Origin of the sequence: Actinokineospora sp. HUAS TT18 (assembly GCF_051364635.1) — a bacterium.
Taxonomy (GTDB): domain Bacteria; phylum Actinomycetota; class Actinomycetes; order Mycobacteriales; family Pseudonocardiaceae; genus Actinokineospora.
In genome coordinates, this window is the sequence record NZ_CP195645.1 from 550,747 (window position 1) to 569,529 (window position 18,783).

The 18,783-nt window shown below is 68.9% G+C and carries 6 protein-coding genes and 1 pseudogene; 4 read left to right on the forward strand and 3 right to left on the reverse strand.

Annotation, left to right across the window (positions count from 1 at the left end; translation table 11 throughout):
• Positions 1–218: 218 nt before the first annotated feature.
• Together ACSHT8_RS02500 and ACSHT8_RS02505 are read left to right on the forward strand one after the other, a co-directional pair.
• Positions 219–1,448, forward strand: a complete 1,230-nt coding sequence (locus ACSHT8_RS02500) for a cytochrome P450 (RefSeq protein ID WP_436497268.1) — start codon at positions 219–221, stop codon at positions 1,446–1,448.
• Positions 1,449–2,194: 746 nt separating this feature from the next.
• On the forward strand, positions 2,195–3,436 hold the full coding sequence (locus tag ACSHT8_RS02505; protein WP_436497270.1) for an MFS transporter: 1,242 nt from the start codon (positions 2,195–2,197) through the stop codon (positions 3,434–3,436).
• A 1,192-nt stretch (positions 3,437–4,628) separates the two neighbouring features.
• On the opposite strand, the gene ACSHT8_RS02510 is transcribed toward ACSHT8_RS02505, so the two are convergent.
• The 3 genes and pseudogenes from ACSHT8_RS02510 to ACSHT8_RS02520 form a co-directional block, all read right to left on the reverse strand.
• Entirely contained in the window at positions 4,629–5,723 is a 1,095-nt protein-coding gene (locus ACSHT8_RS02510) for an ABC transporter permease (protein WP_436497272.1), read from the reverse strand.
• Positions 5,720–5,920: pseudogene (locus ACSHT8_RS02515) on the reverse strand (ABC transporter ATP-binding protein); the annotation flags it as partial. The pseudogene ACSHT8_RS02515 and the gene ACSHT8_RS02510, both read right to left, overlap by 4 nt.
• A gap of 104 nt (positions 5,921–6,024) precedes the next feature.
• Positions 6,025–8,910: a BTAD domain-containing putative transcriptional regulator gene (locus ACSHT8_RS02520; protein WP_436497274.1), complete on the reverse strand. Its 2,886-nt coding sequence runs from the start codon at positions 8,908–8,910 to the stop codon at positions 6,025–6,027.
• Between the two features lie 157 nt (positions 8,911–9,067).
• Here ACSHT8_RS02520 and ACSHT8_RS02525 point away from each other — a divergent pair, with 157 nt between their 5' ends.
• Both ACSHT8_RS02525 and ACSHT8_RS02530 read left to right on the forward strand, forming a co-directional pair.
• Positions 9,068–14,896, forward strand: a complete 5,829-nt coding sequence (locus tag ACSHT8_RS02525) for an RHS repeat-associated core domain-containing protein (protein ID WP_436497276.1) — start codon at positions 9,068–9,070, stop codon at positions 14,894–14,896.
• A 4-nt stretch (positions 14,897–14,900) separates the two neighbouring features.
• On the forward strand, positions 14,901–18,758 hold the full coding sequence (locus tag ACSHT8_RS02530) for an FG-GAP repeat domain-containing protein (RefSeq protein WP_436497278.1): 3,858 nt from the start codon (positions 14,901–14,903) through the stop codon (positions 18,756–18,758).
• Positions 18,759–18,783: the final 25 nt, after the last annotated feature.

Below are 18,783 nucleotides of genomic sequence, written 5' to 3' on the forward strand. Positions count from 1 at the left end.
CGGCAGCGAAGTACGAGTTTCGGTACAAGCCCTGAATTGTAGTAGCCCCGGCGGCGCAGATTGGGCGCGTGTCAACCAGGTGAACCGGGCCTCAGCCGCCCCCAAAGGTGAACTTCGGCAGCGGGAACCGTTCGGGAGCACGAGCGCGTACCCGTGAGGACCCCGGTCCGCGACCTCCGCTGAGCGGACCAAAGCGGAGCAAGGCAGGAGGCAGGTAGATGGCAGCTGATCGGGATGGCACGGAGTACCTCGACCCGGCAAGCCCGAAGTTCATCCACGACCCTTACTCGGCATATGCCGAGGTAAGGAGGTCCGCGCCTGTAGCCCAAGCCTCGGACGGTCAGTGGATCCTCTTGGGGGATGATGAGATCTCGGCGGCGCTGCGGGATGTGGATCGCTTCACGAGCACTCGAAACCTCGACGGCGACTATCCCTTGTCGAAGGAAGTCGCCGAGCTTCTCAATAGCTCCGAGTACTATTCGCAAGGCATGTTCAACGCCGATCCGCCGGACCATTCACGAATGCGCAAGCTGCTTGCCGAATTCTTCAGTCCGCGCAATGTGCGCACTCTTGAACCCGCGATCCGTGCGATCACCGACTCCCTCGTCGACGGCTTCGCCGCGGAGCACGCGACCGATCTCATCTCCTGCCTCGCGTACCCTCTCCCTCTGTCGGTGATTTGTCTCATCATGGGTGTGCCGCCGGAAGACCAGGACACGGTGAAGGAGTGGAGTCAGGACTGGACAGCGCTGCTGGTCCTCCCTTTGGATGACGACGCGCAGGTTCGGTGCGCGAGTAGCCTGCTCGCCTATGACAACTACCTCCGAAGTCTTCTAGCCAATCGCTTCGCGAACCCTCGAAACGATGTTGCCACGGTTCTGGCAGGCGCCTCCATGGGGACGAATCCCACGTGCTCAGTGGCGGAGGCGGTGGTCGTATTGAGATCGCTGCTTCTGGCAGGGCACGAGACCGCGTCCGGCCTCATCGGGAACACGCTCTACCACCTGTTGCGGACCAGCGAGTGGAGCCGGGTCGTGGCCGAGCCGCGACTCATCCCGGCGGCTATTGACGAAGGGCTCAGATTTGACCCGTCAAGCCAGAGTACGATCAGGGTGACTACGGTCGACGTCATCATGGGCGGAGTCGTGATCCCGGCTGGCTCACGAGTGCATCCGATGACAGGATCCGTTGGCCGAGACGAGAATCAGATACCGGATGCAAATGTCTTCCGCCTTGATCGCGGGTCGGCGACGCGGCACCTCGCGTTCGGTGTCGGCATCCACTACTGCCTGGGGGCAGCGCTGACAAGAGTCGAGATGGCCGCAGCTTTGTCAGTCCTTGTTTCGAGGCTGCCCGGTCTGCGCTTGGCGGACGGCTTCGAGGCCGAGTTCGTGCCAGGGGGTTTCAGCTTCCGCAGCCTTATGTCACTTCCGGTTGAGTGGGACTGACATGGCGCGATCCGGCTGACCGGGCGCGATCCGCCCACAGCGCGGCTGGGGTTTGCGAGCACGCTGACCCAGTCGCGTCTAAATAGGACAGTTCGCCCACAGGTGTGGCGCTGCGATCGGAGCGTTGGCCATCATTGTTCGCCGCCTTTGGACATGGTCAGTTCGGTCGACCATCGAAATTGAGTCAGACTCGTAATTCACCTTGCGAATCGCGGATTCGACTGACGCATCGACCCGGCTGTCGAAGTGATGCGACCTTGACGCCGACGCCCGGTGCGGCACAGGCCCTACCCGTAGCGGGATATCGCGCAGTCAAAGTGAAGGCTGCCGAAGCAGGTGGCGGATCGCCGCGAGGCTCAGGTCGGATGGCCGTGATACTCGTGCCTCGCCGAGTGGAGTGTCACGGCGACGGAATTTGCGATCACGGCGGGTGCGAGGATGTCGCGAGTTGGCCGCCGCCTGGGGCTTCTGTTCCGAATGCCCATGGCGCCGATCTCCCACCTGTGGGATTGGAACTGCCTGCCGAGCGATCGCACCGCCAGCCAGCGCACGTCCGCTGGTTCGCGGTCGCGTTGCGCTTCCGACACCAGGACGCAAGTGCGGAGGTCGGTGTGACACCGGGATCGTGCGCCCCGCGATAGGCGTCGTCGGCGAGAACCGGGCGGCAACGCCGATGATGGACCGGGTAAGCGGCCCCGGCCGTATACGCCCATGGCGGATCGTTGAAGAAGGACGGGAGGCACGCCATGGGCACCATGCCGCGTTGGAAGCTGCTGCGCCATCGCGACTTCCGGTTGCTCTTGGTAGGCGAGTCATTGAGCCAGGCCGGCGCGATGGTCGGCCACACCGTGCTGCCGCTCATCGCGGTCCACACGCTGGCGGTGGGTGCCTTTGAGATGGGTGTACTGGCGGCGGCGGAGACGCTGGCATTCCTGCTGGTCGGTCTGCCCGCGGGAGTATGGATAGACCGGTGGCGCCGCAAAGCGGTCATGGTGTCAACAGCGCTCGTCCGCGCAGTTGTGCTGCTGAGCATCCCGCTCGCCTGGTGGTTGGGGTTGCTGACCTTCGCGCAGATGTCGCTGGTCGCGTTTACGGCCGGTGCGTGCTCTCTGTTCTTTGACGTCGCCTATCAGTCGGTGGCGCCCCTGGTGCTGGACCGGGAAAGCCTGGTGCGTGGCAATGCGGCGCTGCAGTCCAGCCAGTCGGTCGCACAGCTCGCGGGCCCGCCGGTCGGTGGCGCACTGACCCAGGTGCTCGGGCCTGTGGTCGCGGCACTACCTATCGCCGCCTCCCACCTGGGGACGGCATTGGCGGTGGGCAGAATGGAGGTTCGCGAACCGGCTCGCGCGCTCGCCGACGATTCCGCCCGGCTGGGCAGAGCCGTCTGGCAGGGGCTGGAGTTCCTCTGGCGCGACCGCGTGTTGCGTGCCATCGCTCTCTCCACGATCACGTGCAACCTGTTCTCAGGCGTTCAACAAGCTGTGCTCATGCTCTTTCTGGCTCGTACCAACGGCTTGACACCGACCGCGATCGGCGTCATGTTCGCCTGCGGTGGTCTGGGCGGCATCGTGGCGGCCGCAACTTCCGCGAGCTGGGTTCGGCGGTTCGGCCTGACACAGATGCTATGGCTGAGTATGGTGACCACTCTGCCTTTGGGCCTGCTCATTCCGCTGGCCGAGGACGGGCCTATGCTGCCGGTAGCGGTGATTGGCTACACAGCTATGGGATTCGGCGCCGTGCTGTTCAATGTCACCCAAGTGACCCACCGCCAACTCGTAGCTCCTGAGCGCCTGCTGGGCAGACTCAATGCGACGATGCGGTTTCTCACGTGGGGAGTGATTCCCATCGGCGCACTGCTTGGGGGAGTACTCGGCGATGGCGCAGGCATCCAGCAGGCGATGTGGACGGCGTCGATCGGGATCGCGTGCGGGCCGATCTTCCTCGTGCTGTCACCGGCAGGCCCTCGTAGGAGTCGGAACGACGGCTGAGTATCTCGACGGTCCGCCAACGAGGACGAGCGGAATCACGACCGCGATGCCGAGTTGGGTCCAGCGCACCAGGGTGTTCGGGCGCAACGTCTCCACCCCCCGCGTTCCTTCGCAGAACCGCGATGCGGCCGGTGACCATGTCCCCCACCCTTACGGCTGAGACTCGTCTGCATTGAAGAACGCCTCCAGCGTCACTGACTGCCATGGACGCAAGGGCTCGGAGCCCCGGCCATCGACGACCTGGCCAGATCCCGACCAAGGGAACAGGTCAGTGCGGCAGCAATCGGGGTGTTCCTGGCTCCCGCGGTAGCGCTGATTTGAGGTCTTGCGCAGGAGCTGCTGGCCCTGCGGCTAGCTGTCAGTTGTTGACGGCCGACTGCGCTCATATGTCACCTTGCTGCAAGGGCACGCTGATCGGATGTGGCCTGATCGTTAGCGGTCCGAGTCGATGGGAGGAAGTATGACTGTCAAACGCGGTGTCACGCTCAACCACAGCGAGATCATCCGATAAGGCGTCCCAGGCCCAGAGTGCAGTTCGCGGACACGGTGCACGGCATGAGGTAACAGACAGGGGCATCGGCAATCGCGCCACGAACGAGCGCAGACAAGGTTCCGATTCCCGGTCGAACACGGGAACCTCGCGACCGTCAACGACGTAAGATCAGAGGATCGCCAAATTCGCTGCGGTGTCATCGATGTCCCTTCGTCAGGCCAGATGAAATCGAGCACGCTGTTGCTCGCGAATGTCAGGCTGCGTTGGGCAGCGCCGACTGCGAACGCGGAGCCGGGACGTGATCCGGAAGAACCCTGGCCCGCTTGCCTTGGACCGAGCGCCGAATCGCATTGCGTGATGGCTAATCAAGAAAGGAAGGTGCACAGTGCAGGTGAAACGCGGACTGAGCGTCAACCACAGCGAAATCGTTCGTTGACAAGTGGCCAACGGCGCGCGGCGACGTCCGCGCGCCGTTGGCCACACTACTCAAACAACAGCGCCCGGACTATCGGCTTGAGGCCTTCGCTGTCGGGGATGTCGCCACCTGAGACACCGACCGCGAGAGGCATTCCTTCCGGTCGGACTGAACGTGCATGTTGGAACCGGTTAGCCTCTGTCCATGGGGCTCGGACCCGTGTTCACCTCGCTTCGCCGCACGTGGGCCGAGTCCAGAACGACTCGCGACAGGTTCAACAACCCTTAGGCGGCCGTTTCGGACAGCACCGCCCGATGCAGGCGCGCCCAGACCCCGTCGCGCGCCCAGAGTGTGACCGGCGGTGCACCGTCGACTTCGACACCCCGAAACACAGGGCGAACGCGCTCGCCACAACCCAGCGGTGCACGCCTGGGTCGCCCACGCCGACCAATCGTGCCGTCATTCATGTGCCGCAACGGGAACACCTTCGACACCGTCTGCAGCCACGGCGGCGCGGCGTCGATGGGGAAGAACGTGCCGGACAGGAACGCCATCGGCAGCACGACGATGTTGGCCGCTCCGGTCGCGGCTTCCTCGGTCTTGGTGAACGCGCCGATGAGCATGCCGATGGCGAAGAACGCCAGAATTCCGCTGAGGAACACGGGAATCGACATCCACCAGGTGCCGGACAGTCGCAGTCCGAACACCGGCAGCAACGCCACGCCGACGAACACGATCGCCTGCGCGATCGCCACGCCGATCGTGACGCTGAGGCGCGAGCTGAGCACAGTGGTCGGCGTCACCGGCGCGAGCCGGAGCCTGCGCAGGACCTGCTTGCGCCGCCAGTTGACCATCGTCAGCGCGGCGCCGAACACGGCCGTGACCGCGATGCCCCACGACAGGATGCCCGGCGTCAGGTACTGGATCGGCTTGAGGGATGCGTCCTCGACCTGGGCGGCGGTGAACTCGAAGCGCGGCGGCTGGCCGGTCGCGCGGATGTTCAGCTCTTGGGTGACGCCCGCGACGATGCCGCGCACCAGACCGGCCTGGGCCTGGTCGCTCGCGGCGAACCGCAGGTCGACCTTGGTGTCGGTGGCCTCGACGAGACCGGGCAGGTCACCGTCGCGGACCTTCTGCACGCCCGCGTCGAGGGAGTCGAAGCGCTCCAGCTCGACCGCGCCCGACTGCTCCAGCGCCGCGAGGACGGGGCCGTCGCCGACCGCGCCGAGCTTGAGCTTCTCCGCGCCCGCGTCGCGGAACAGCAGGCCGAATACGACGAGGAACATCAGCGGGAAGACGAAGGTGAAGAACAGCGTGGCCTTGTCGCGCACGAAGCCCTTGACCATGGCAACCGAAAGGCTCTTGAAAGCGCCCTTCATGCTCGGTACTCCCGTCCGGTCAGGTCGAGGAAGACGTCCTCGAGGGTGGCGGTGCGCACCTGGAGCCCGTCGAGCGTGCCCCGCTCGGCCAGCGCGGACAGCACCGGCGCCGGGGTGCGGGTGGAGATGGTGAGCGAGACGTCGTCCTCATGGGCGGTGTCGGCGCCGACGAGCGCCTGGGCGTCCTCCAGGGACAGCGAGCTGAACGAACTGGGCGGGGACGACGTCGGCCACCGACCCTCTTTAGAGACGTGTCAGCTCGAACCATGTTCAAACTGACTCTCATCAGGTCAAAGGCGGGCTAGACCACAAGCTGTTCGGTGAATCCGCCCCGATTCGGAATCCCCATCTCGACATAGAGCGCCCGCGCCGCCCGCTGGTGCTTGTGCGCGGCGTGATGCTCCCCGACCGCGGCCAGCCCCCGTCCCAACCCGTCGAGCGCCCTGGCCAACTCCAGCCTCCGCTCGATCCCGCGGGCCAGGTCGACCGCCGCCTGGTGGTGGGCCATCGCGTCGCGGGGTGAGCCCTGGTCGAGCAGGATGTCGCCCCGGACGCGGTGGGCCGCGCACAGCAGGGACGGTTGGCGGATGGTCGCGAGCACGGCCATCGCCTGGCTCAAGGTTTCGGTGGCGATGTCGAGCGCGCCCGTGATCCGGCGCAGGGTGGCCAGTTCGATCAGCGCGCCCGCCTCGTTGGAGCGGTCGCTGATCTCGCCCGCGACCTCGATCGCCTCGGTCAGGTGGGCGATGCCCTCGTCGAAGCGGTTGGTCTCGCCGCAGGCGACGCCGACGCGGATCAGGGTGGCGCAGACGCCGTGGCGGTCGCCGAGGGAGCGGTCGATGGCCAGCGCGTCGGCGGCGGTGCGGTAGGCGCGTTCCGGATCGCCCAGGACGTGTTCCACCCCGCTGACCAGCCACAACGCGACCGCTTCCTCCCGGACCGAGGACGCGGCGCGGGAGGCCCGCAGGGCGTCGGCGAGGACCGACCCGGCCGCCCGGTAGTCGCCGAGGCTGAACTGGAACAGGCCGATCCGGTTGAGGCAGGTCGCCTCGCGCAGGACGTCGCCCGCGGCGCGGGTCAGGGGGAGTGCGCGCTCGACGCAGTCCAGCGCGCGGCCGTAGTCGTCGGCGCGCCAGTGCATCACGCCGAGGTTGATCGTCGCCAGCAGTTCGGCGTCGAGGTCGCCCTGCGAGCGCGCGGCGGCCACGGCGGCGAGGTGGGTGGTGACGCCCTCGTCGAGGTGGTTGCCGCGGACGAAGTAGCCCGCGAGGTTGCGGGTGATCAGCCAGACCGGAGCACCCGTCGCCAGCCGGATCGCGGTGACCAGGGCGGGCAGTTCGGCGTCGCACCAGGCGATGGCGCTGGTGTCGTCGGCGAACAATGGGCCGACGGCCGGGTCGCGGGGGAGGGGTTCGTCGCCCTGCGGCGAGATCACGGCGCGGGCGCGGTCGGTCATCTCGACGTAGTAGGCGAGCAGCCGGTCGAGCGCGGGCCCGAGGTCCTCGCCCATGGCGCGCGCGTAGCCGCAGAGCAGGTCGTGCAGCGTGTACCGGCCGGGGACGCGCTGCTCGACCAGGTGCACGTCGAGCAGGTCCTCCAACAGGTCCTCGGCGACCTCGACCGACACCCCGGCGAGCGCGGCCGCGGCGTACGCGTCGACGTCGGCGCCCGGCAGGGTGCCCAGGAGCCGGAACATCCGCTGGTGGTCGTCGTCGAGCTGCTCGTAGGACAGCGCGAACGCCGCCGCCACCCCGTCGACCGGGCCGCGGTCGCGTTCGGCCCGCAGCCGGTCGGCCAGGTGTCGCACTGTCCAACTGGGACGGTCACGCAGCCGGGCGGCGGCGATCCGCACGGCCAGCGGCAGGCACCCGCACAGCGCCACGACCTCGGCGACCAACTCGGACTCGGCGTGGCGCGGCACAGCTGCTTTGAACAGGGCGACGGCCTCACCCGGGGGCAGTACCGCCAGCGACAGCGGGCGGGCGCCGGGCAGCGCGCCGAGCCTGCGCCTGCTCGTCACCAGGACCAGCGCGCCGGGGCCGCCCGGGATCAGCGGCCGGATCTGCTCGACGTCGGCGGCGTTGTCCAGCACGGTCAGGATCCGCTTGCCGTGCACCTCCGCGCGCCACGCCGACGCCCGGTCGTCCAGCGACGCCGGGATGCGCTCCGGCGGCACCCCGACCGCCCGCAGCAGACTGGCCAGCGCGGTCTCCGGCGGGACCGGGTCGCGCCCGACGGTGTGGGCGTGCAGGTCGACGAACAGCTGGCCGTCGGGGTAGCGCGGCGCGAGTTCGTGCGCGGCCCGCACCGCCAGCGCGGTCTTGCCGACGCCTGGCATGCCGTCGACCGCGATGATCACCGTGGCGTCCGGGTCGGTCGCCACCACCTCGGCGAACTCGGCCGCGCGGCCGGTGAAGTCCGGCGGGTCGAACGGCAGGGTGTTGCGGGGGACGGCGCGCGCGTGGCCGGGCAGGAGGTTGGGATCGGCGCGCAGGATGCGTTCGTGCAGGTCGCGCAGCCCTTGCCCGGGGTCGACGCCCAACTCGTCGGCCAGGGCGCGGCGGGTGGTGTCGAACACGCGCAGCGCGTCGGCCTGCCGGTCGGCGCGGTGCAGCGCCAGCATCAGGTGCTCCGCGAGCCGCTCCCGGGTCGGGTGCGCGGTGACCAGCTCGGTCAGCTCGGGAACGAGGTCGCGGCCGAGGTCGAGGTCGGCGGTGACCCGCTGGTCCAGCGCGGTGAGCCGCATTTCCTCCAAACCGGCGCACAGCCGCGCGCGGACCAGGTCGGACGTGACGTCGGCCAGCGCGGGCCCGCGCCACAGCGCCAGCGCCTCGCTCAGGACCGCGGACTTGCGTTCCGGGTCGAGGCCCGCGGCCGACCGGACGAGCGCCTGGAAGCGGTGCGCGTCAACGGTGTCGGGGTCGGTGCGCAGCTGGTAGCCGGCGTCCTGGCGGTTGATCGTCACGCCCGGCAGCAGCGCCCGCAGCCTGCTGATGTGGCTGCGCAGCGCGGGACCGGCGTTCGACGGCGGCTCGCCCTGCCACAGCAGGTCGAGCAGCCGGTCGGTGGTGACGCTGCGGCCCTGTTCCAGCAGGAGGACGGCGAGCAGCAGCCGCTCGCGTCTGCGCGCGATGACGACCGGTTCACCCGCGACGACCTCGATGCTCCCCAACAGCCGAAACTCCACAGCGCCACCGTAGTGGGCCGCCGCGCAATTTCTTGTCAACAACCGCGCAACACCCTCCGGGCACCGTCTGCGCGAACCGCCCTGACCTGGGGCGCGACGCGAGGAGTGTCGGTTGTCAACGAGGAGACTGGGGGCTCCGCCAAGGAGCCGTGCCGTGATGGCGGTGGTGCTCGCGACGGTGCTGCCCGCGCTGGTGCTGCCGGGCGAGGCCGCGGCGGAGAACCTGCGGCCCACCGAGGTGCCCGCACCTAAGTCGGTGCCGGTGACGACGGCCGGGGTGGTGTCGTTCGCGCCCACCGAGGTCGAGAAGCACGCCACGAAGCCCGCGCCCGCGAAGGCGCCGGGCAAGGCGAAGGTGTCGGCGCGGTCGGCGGGCAAGGTCGACGCGCAGGTGGTCCGCGCGGACAAGGCGCTGGTCGTCCGGCTCGCGCCCGCCGCCAAGGCCGACAGCCGCGACGCGGCCACCGTCGAGGTCGACTACTCGGCGCTGGCCGAGGCCAACGGCGCCGAATGGGCCTCACGGCTGCGGCTGGTGTCGCTACCCGAGTGCGCACTGACCACGCCTGACCTGCGTGAATGCCAGGGCACCCCGTTGCCCACCACCAACAACCTCGCCGCGGGCAAGCTCGCCACCGAGTCCGCCACCGCCGCGGGTCTCTACGCCGCGACCACCGCGGCCGAGGGCCCGACCGGCAGCTACGGCGTCACCCCGCTCGCCGCGTCGGCCACGTGGTCGGGCGGCGGCTCGTCCGGCGACTTCACCTGGGGCTACGACCTCACCCTGCCGCCCGTGCCGGGCGGCCTGGCCCCGAAGGTCGCGCTGAGCTACTCGTCGCAGAGCGTCGACGGCCGCGGCGCGGCCACCAACAACCAGCCGTCCGTCGTCGGCCAGGGCTTCGACCTGCAGGTCGGCAGCATCGAGCGCCGCTACGCCGGCTGCGCCGACGACCTGGGCGGCAACAACGGCCAGACCAAGTACAACGACCAGTGCTGGGGCACCGACAACGCCACCCTGTCCATGGCGGGCGCGGCCGGTGAGCTGATCCCGGTCGACGGCACCACTTGGCGCCTCAAGAACGACAACGGCATGCGCGTCCAGCGCGTCACCGGCACCGCCAACGGCGACGACAACGGTGAGTCGTGGGTGGTCACCGCCACCGACGGCACCAGGTACCACTTCGGCTCCCGCGCCGCGGCGACCTACACCGTCCCGGTGTACGGCAACCACGGCGGCGAGCCGTGCAACAAGCCCGCGTGGGCCGACTCGGCGTGCACGCAGGCCTACAAGTGGAACTTGGACTACGTCGTGGACACCCACGGCAACGCCATGACCTACACCTACGCCCCGGAGACCAACAAGTACTCCCGCGGCGGCACGGCGGTGACCTACGTCCGCGGCGGCCAACTGGCCCAGATCGACTACGGCCAGCGTGACGGCGTCGCGGGCACCGCCCCGGCCAGGGTCGTCTTCGAACTCGCCGAACGCTGCGTCCCCGGCGGCGCCTGCGCGACGAACCAGCCGCTGACCTACCCCGACACCCCGCTCGACCTCAACTGCGACACCGCGACCTGCACCCAGACCGGCCCGTCGTTCTGGACCCGCAAGCGGCTGTCCAAAGTGGTCGCCCAGGTGTGGAACGGCACCGCCTACACCGACGTCGACTCGTGGACCCTGCGACAGTCCTTCCCCAGCAACGGCGACGGCACACCCGCGAGCCTGTGGCTCAACGGCATCACCCGCACCGGCCACGTCGGCGGCACCCTGTCCCTGCCGGAGATCGTCTTCGACGGCGTGCAGATGCCCAACCGGGTCAACGAGAACGAGGGCCCGTCGATGAACTGGTGGCGGGTCAAGTCGATCCGCAACGAGTACGGGGGCACCATCGCGGTCACCTACTCGGACAAGGACTGCGCCACCCCGCCCGTGTCCCCGGAGACGAACACCAAGCGCTGCTCACCTTCGCTGTACGAGCGCAACGGCGCGATGAAGCTGGAGTACTTCAACAAGTACGTGGTCACCAGGATCGTCCAGAACGCGAACCTGGTCGGCGACCTGTCGACGCCGGTGGAGACGGCGTACGAGTACGTCGGCGCCCCCGCGTGGCACTACGACTCGGAGGACGGGCTGGTTCCGGCCAACCGGAAGACGTGGTCGCAGTGGCGGGGCTATGGCAAGGTCCGCACCGTCTCGGGCAACGCCGCTGAGGGCACCCGGTCTTCGGTGGAGGTCCTGTACTTCCGCGGCATGGACGGCGACAAGCTGACCTCCGGCACGCGTTCGGCCAGCGTGACCGACTCGGCGGGCGTGAGCGTGCCGGACAAGGCCCACCTGGCGGGAATGACCCGGGAGTCGATCACCTACAACGGCGTCGGCGGCCCGGAGACCACGGGAACGATCACCGACTACTGGGTTTCCGACCCAACGGCGTCACGCACGCGGACGTGGGGCACTGACGAAGCCAGGCTTACCGGTCCGGCGTCGGTGGCGACCCGAACCGCCAAGGCGGACGGCACGGTCGCCTCCCGCACGCGGGTCGATACCACCTACGACAGCCAGTACGGCACCGTGGCCGACGTCGTCGACCGAGGTGACCTCTCCACCGCCGCCGACGACCGGTGCACCCGGACCTACTACACCCGCGACTCGGCGAAGTGGCTGGTCGCGCAGTCGAACCGGACGCTCTCCGTCACCGGCGGGTGCACCGACACCCCCGCGGCCGCCGCGGTGATCGCCGACTCGCGCCTGTTCTACGACAACGCGACGGTGTTCGGCACGGCTCCGGTGCGCGGCAAGGTCACCCGCACCGAGCGCCTGTCCGGCTGGGCGGGCGCCACCCCCACCTACACCACGGTCGCGACGTCGGTGTTCGACCAGTTCGGCCGCACCACCGAGACCGCCGACGCGCTTGGCAGGCGCACCGTCACCGAGTACCTCACCGGCCCGACGCGGCGGAAGGTGACCAATCCGGCCGGGCACGTGTTCACCACCGAGCAGGACACGCGCGATCTGACCGTCGCGCAGGTCGACGCCAACGGCAAGCGCACCGACATCGAGACCGATCCGATCGGCCGGTACCGCAAGGTGTGGCAGCCGGGCAGGCGCAAGGGAATCGACGGACCGAACGTCGAGTACCAGTACGCGGTCAACACGACCAAGGCGAGCGTGGTGTCCACGCTGCGACTCGCCCCGGACGGCAGCTACGTGACCAGCCACGTCCTCTACGACGGGCTGATCAGGCAGCGGCAGTCGCAGGCGCCTTCGCCCGCGGGTGGTCGCGTCGTGACCGACACCGTGTACGACTCGCGCAATCACGCCGTCAAGGCCAATGCCGCCTACTGGAACACCGCGCCCGCGGGCACCGAACTCGTGGTGGCCGCCGACTCGGCGGTGCCGAGCCAGACTCGCACCGCCTACGACGGCGCGGGTCGGGTCGTATCCAGCGGGCTGTACTCGCTCGGCGTGAAGAAGTCGGAGACCTTGTCGGCCTACGACGGCGATCAGCTCGCCGTCACCCCGCCGACCGGCGACACCGCCACGACAACCGTCCGCGACGTCCGCGGCCGGGTGACCGAGCTGCGCCAGCACCTCGGCGCGACCCCGACCGGGCCCGCGGAGACCACCCGATACGGCTACGACCAGGCAGACCGGCTCACGTCGGTGACCACGCCGGCCGGGCGGGTGCTCACCACCGAGTACGACCTTCTCGGTCGCAAGACCAAGTCGACCGACCCGGCCCGGGGCACGTCGACGATCGCCTACGACGCCGCCGGGCAGGTCGTGTCCAACGCCGACGCCGAAGGACGCGCACTGTTCCACACCTACGACGCCGCCGGTCGGAAGACCGCCACGCGGGAGGGGTCCGAAACCGGGCCGCTGCGGGCGAGCTGGGTCTACGACACCCTGGCGAAGGGCCAGGTGACCTCGGCGACGCGGCACGTCGGTACGGCGCAGTACGTGCTGAGCACCCAGGGCTACGACGACGGCTACCGGCCCACCGGCACGCAGGTCACGGTGCCGTCGACCGAGGGCGCGCTGGCGGGCACCTACCCGGTGTCCCTGTCGTACACCGCCACGGGCCAGCTCGCCTCCTCGTCGCAGCCCGCAGTCGGCGGCCTGCCCGCGGAGACACTGACGCACGCGTACGACTTGTTCGGCAACCCGACCAAGCTGGAGGACAAGGACGCGTCGGGTGCCGTGCGGACCACCTACATCCGCAACGCCCTCTACGCCGAGCTCGGCAAGATCAGCCAGCTTTCCCTTGGTGCCACTGGGAAGTCGGTCTGGCTGAGCCACGAGTACGACCCGGCGACCGGCAGGCTCACCCGGATGGTGACCGACCGGGAGGCCAGCGGCAAGACGCAGGGCGACACCCGCTACACCTATGACCAGGCCGGGAACGTGACGTCGGTCTTCGACACGCCCAGCTCGTTCACCGGTGTGCCGTCGGACTTCCAGTGCTTCCGCAACGATCACCTGCGCAGGCTCACCGAGGCGTGGACGGCGACCTCGGCCGCCTGCGGCACGCCCGTCGCACCCGCGGCGAGCAACCAGGTCGGCTATTGGGCGTCGTTCGCCTACGACAACGCGGGCAACCGCTCGACGTCGTCGGTGCGGCTGGGATCGGGCAAGACCGACTATGCCTACACCTATCCGGCAGGCGGCGACCGGCTGTCGTCGGTCGTCACGACACTGCCGAACGGGACACAGCGCACCGACGCCTACGCCTACGACGACGCGGGATACACCACGACCCGCGGGGCCCAGCAGCTCACGTGGGACGCCGAGGGCAAGGTCACCAAGATCCAGGAGGGCGCCAACTCGACCGAGTTCGTCTACGACGCGGACGGCAACCGGCTGCTGCGGCGTGATCCGACCGGGGTGACGCTCTACGTCGGCCGCGGCATGGAGCTCAAGCTCGCGGGCGGCACCGTGACCGGCACCAGGTACTACGGCTACGGCGCGGCGATCGTCGGAATGCGAACCGGTGGCGTGCTTTCCTGGCTGTCCACCAACCACCAGGCGTCGGCGACGATGGCGTTCCGCGCTGACACGCTCGCCGTGACACGGCGCCGGTTCCTGCCCTTCGGCGGCGAACGCGGACCCGCGGTGACGTGGCCGGACGACAAGGGGTTCCTGGGTCTGTCCAAGGACTCGTCGACCGGGTTGAACCACCTCGGCGCCCGCGAGTTCGACGCCAACACCGGTCGATTCCTCTCGCCCGACCCGGTGTTCGACATCAGCGATCCGCAGCAGCTCAACGGCTACACCTACGCGAACAACAACCCGATCACCCTGTCGGACCCGACCGGTCGCATCCCGGTCGACCCCGACACCGGACGGCCCGTCAACGAGGCGCCGCCCGCGCAGCGGATGTCGTTCTCCAAGAGCTACATGAACCCGCCTCCCGTCAACAAGGACCCGTTCAAGGGCAAGGTCCGCATCAGCAAGGCGGAAAGCGACGCCTCCGTACGGGGCTGGCTCAACATCGTCGACAACAGGAACGCTGCCGAGAGGCCCGTCAACCAGACCGACGACAGCGTCTACCTCTTCCACCCCTCCTTCAAGACAAAGGGGCAGAAGGACACCACCAAGTTCGGTGCGGAGTTCGCCGACGAGACAGAGTGGACAGTCGGGGCCGAGTTCGGGATCAGCCAAGGCGGCGGAGCGTCAGCGGACGTGAAGGCCGTCGGTATCGAGGGGAGTACCACCGTCGACAGCAGGATGATGGTCGGCCGCCGGACACTGCACTCGAAGAAGCTCAGCTGGGAGACGCAGCAGGAGAAGGCGTGGGACGAGGACACCTGGGTGGTCGAGTATCCGGTCTTCACCGTCACCACGAGGTACACGCTGGAGAGCGAGGTCCATTCGGATGGCTCGGTCTCGATCTGGGTCAACACCCATCAGACCCGCAAGTTCTTCGAGGCCAAGCCAGTTCGAATCGGCACCGCCGACCCCGTCTACAAGCCCGTCTTGATCGAGGAGTGAAGACATGAGATCTGGATACCGAAGTCTGGCGTTGATGCTGGGCGCGGTGACGGCGGGCGGGTTGCTCCCGGTCGTGTCGGTTCCCGCGGCAGCCGAGGCGACGCCGAACAGCGTGATCGAAGCGGTCGCGGGGGAGAACACCGCGTTGGCCACCGCGAAGAAGCAGGGCAAGCGGGTCGAGGTGCTCGACAAGCGCACCGAGACCGGGCAGGTGTTCGCCAATCCCGACGGCAAACTCACCGCTGAGCTGGCTCCGCTTCCCGTGCGGGTCAAGCAAGGTGGCAGGTGGGTCGGCGTCGACACCACTCTCGCGTCCACATCGGACGGCCGGGTGGCACCCAAGGCCGCCAGCTCCCGGATCAGCTTCTCCGGTGGCGGTGACGGTGCCATGGCGACCATGGTCAGGGACGGCAAAGAGTTCACCCTGACCTGGCCGACCGCGCTCCCCAAACCCGCGCTCAAGGGCCCGGACGCGACCTACCCCGACGTGTTCCCCGGGACCGACCTGGTCCTGCACGCCTCACCGACCGGGTTCAGCCACCTCCTCGTCGTCAAGAACGCGGAGGCGGCCAAGAACCCGGCGCTGGCCAAGGTCAAGCTCGGCCTGAGCACGCCAGGGCTCACCACAACCGCCGACGCGGGCGGGATCGTCACCGCAAGTGACAAGGGCACGCCGGTCTTCGTGACCGGTGCGCCGAGCATGTGGGACACCCCGGCGGGCAAGCCGGTCACCGAACCGGCCGCCGACGCGCGGCAGGCCAAGGTCGGGGTCAAGGTCGACGGCGGCTCGCTGGAGTTGACGCCTGACCAGAAGCTGCTCGGCGACCCCGCCGCGCGGTTCCCGCTGGTCATCGACCCGTCCTATGTGGAACGACCCAAGTGGGACTGGAACCTGTTCGAGAGCCAGCACAAGGACACCAACTACTGGACCGTCCAGGGCAACGTGCACAAGGTCGGCCACGACGGGCTGCGGGAGTGGCGGTCGATCTTCCGGTTCGACATGTCCGTGGTCAACGGTGGGACGGTCATCAGCTCCAAGCTGAAGGTCGGGGTGTCGGCGTACAACAGCTGCCCGGACACGAGCGCGATGAACATCCACATCAGCTCGCAGCTGCCGCAGTACGCCACCTGGAACAACTCCGGCTGGGGCGGCTGGATGTCCAGCGCCTTCGGCTGTGGTGACGCCAACGGGCTGTACTTCCCCTCCAACGACACCTTCAAGGCCAAGGTGCAGGAGAGCGCCACCGCGGGCTGGGGCGGCATCGTCTTCGGGATCAACACCGCGACCCCGGGGATCTACAAGGAACTCACCCCGGGCTCGACCCTGCTGGTGATCGAGTACAACCACACGCCGAACGTGCCGTCCAACGTGGCGATGGCGCCGACCAAGCCGTGTGGCTACGGGGCGGACCGCGCGTTCGTCACCACTGCCACACCGCAGTTCTCGGCGACGCTGTCGGACCCCAACGGTGACAACGTGGGTGGGCGGCTGGAGATCGTCCGCAAGAGCGACAACGCCGTCGTCTACGCCAACCCGGCCGCCGGGACCAACCCGGCGCTGTCGGTGGCCAGCGGCAACTCGCTCACCTGGGCGCCGGTTCCGGCGGGCGCGCTGGCAACCGGGGTGGCCTACACCTACCGGGTCAGCACGTTCGACGGCTTGGCGTGGAGTGCGCCCGCCTACGGCTGCGAGTTCGAGGTCGACCTCGGGGCCGCGGGCACGCCCGGCTTGAGCACCCAGTGCGACCCGCCCGTCTGCGATCCGGAGTTCGGGATGCCGGTCGGCACGGCCAGGGCGGTCACGATCACCCCGGCGCCGGGTGACACCACGGTCGCCAAGTACAAGTACGGCACGCAGCAGGGGCAGTTCACGATGACCGTGGCCGCCGGGCCGGACGGCACCGCGACGATCCCGTTCACCCAGTGGGTGACCGACCCGAGGTCGCTGTTCGTCAAGGCGGTCAGCCGGGCGGGCCTGGACAGCCCGGGTACCGCGTCGATCGACATCTCGGCCCGCACCGGTCCGGCGTCCGCGCCCGGCACCGAGGGCGACGCCAACGGTGACGGCGTGGCCGACATCGCGGCGGGCTACAGCGACGGCGCGACGCAGAACTCGGTCTACACCTGGCACAACACCCCGTCCGGCGCCTACCAGCCGGTGGGGATCGAGGTGAACAGCGGCTACGCGAACACCGCCGTGCAGACCGTGCGCGGCGACTTCGACGGCGACAAGCTGACCGACATCGCCATGATCCGCCAGGAGGCAGGCGACCGGGTGACCGTGTGGATCTACCGCGCCGAAGGTACCCGCTACATCCCGCCGACCACCGCGGCGCTGGACACCGCGGGCCACGCCGGGTGGTACCTGGCGAACATCAAGCCGCTGGCCGGGGACTTCGACGGCGACGGCAAGGCGGACCTGGCCTTCTTCTACCAGTACGGGAACTGCCAGACGAAGGTGTGGACGTTCTACGGCACGTCGACCGGCCTGACCGGCGGCTTCACCCAGCCCTCGTGGGACAGCACCGTCGGCCAGTTCTGCTGGGACCGGATCAAGCCGGTCGTCGGCGACTTCGACAACGCCGCCGACAACCGCGACGAGATCGGCCTGTTCTACCGGTGGGACAACGCGTGCGACTGGAGCGTGGACATCTTCCGCGTGCCGGGTGCGCGGGGCGTGGTCACCAAGAACGCCACCGGGGTCAAGGACGCCGGGTGCTCGGACTGGTACAAGGTCAAGGCGGTCGCGGGCGACTTCGACGGTGACGGCCGCGACGACATGGGCAACCTCTACAACTATGGCAACGGCCAAGCCAAGCTGTGGACGCTGGCCAGCAACGGCAACATCACCGGCGCCACCTTCGGCACCGAGACCCAGCGCTGGGACAGCGGTGTCGGCGGCCTCGACTGGAACAAGGTGGAGGCCATGTCCGCCGCCCAGTTCGACGCCGGTGCCGAGGAGGTGCTCGTCGTGGAGAAGGGCACGCCGAGCACGAACCTGTGGACGCTGAAGGACTCGGGCAGCGGCTACACCAAGTCGCTGCGCTGGGACGGCCGCGTCACCGCGGGCGCGGGCACCATCGGCAAGGGCGCGTCGCTGACCGGCGACTTCCGCGCCGAGACCGTCCGCGTCAAATCCGACGGCTCGCTGTGGGGCGCGCCGAACGTCGACGGCGCGCACGGCGCGTTCGGGGTGGAGCGGTACTCGGCGGGCACGTCGACCGACCCGGCTCGCGCGTTCTTCGCCGACCTCGACGGCGACGGGAAGAAGGAGTTCATCTACCTCAAGCCCGACGGCGTCCTGCGCGGCTACCCGAACATCGACGGGCTCAACGACGGCTATGGCACCGGACGCAAGGTGGGGGAGGGCTTCCCCGACCCCGCTCGGCTCCGCTTCGCCGACCTCGACGGCGACGGCCGCGACGACCTGATCCGCGTCGAGGCCGACGGCACCGTCCAGGCGTGGCCGAACGTGGAGGGCATCAACAACATCTGGGGCTCGCAGCGCCAGGTCGCCTCCGGCTTCACCGACGCCGCCCGGGTCCGCTTCGCCGACCTCGACGCTGACGGCCGTGACGACCTGGTGCAGGTCGAGAGCGGCGGCCAGGCCCGCGGCTGGGTCAACACAGGAGGGCTGTCCGGCGGCTGGGCGACGTCCAAGGTCATCGCGCTGGGTCTGCCCGACCACACGCGGGCCTTCTTCGCCGACCTCGACGGCGACGGCCGCGCCGACCTGGTGCGGGTGGAGTCCTCCGGTGAACTCCGGCTGTGGACGAACGTCAACGGCGCCGACGGGTTCTGGGGCGCGGACCGAATCGTCTCGACCGGGTGGACCGACCCGGCGCGGCTGAAGTTCGCGTAGTCCCCTGACGGGTGGGGCCGATCCT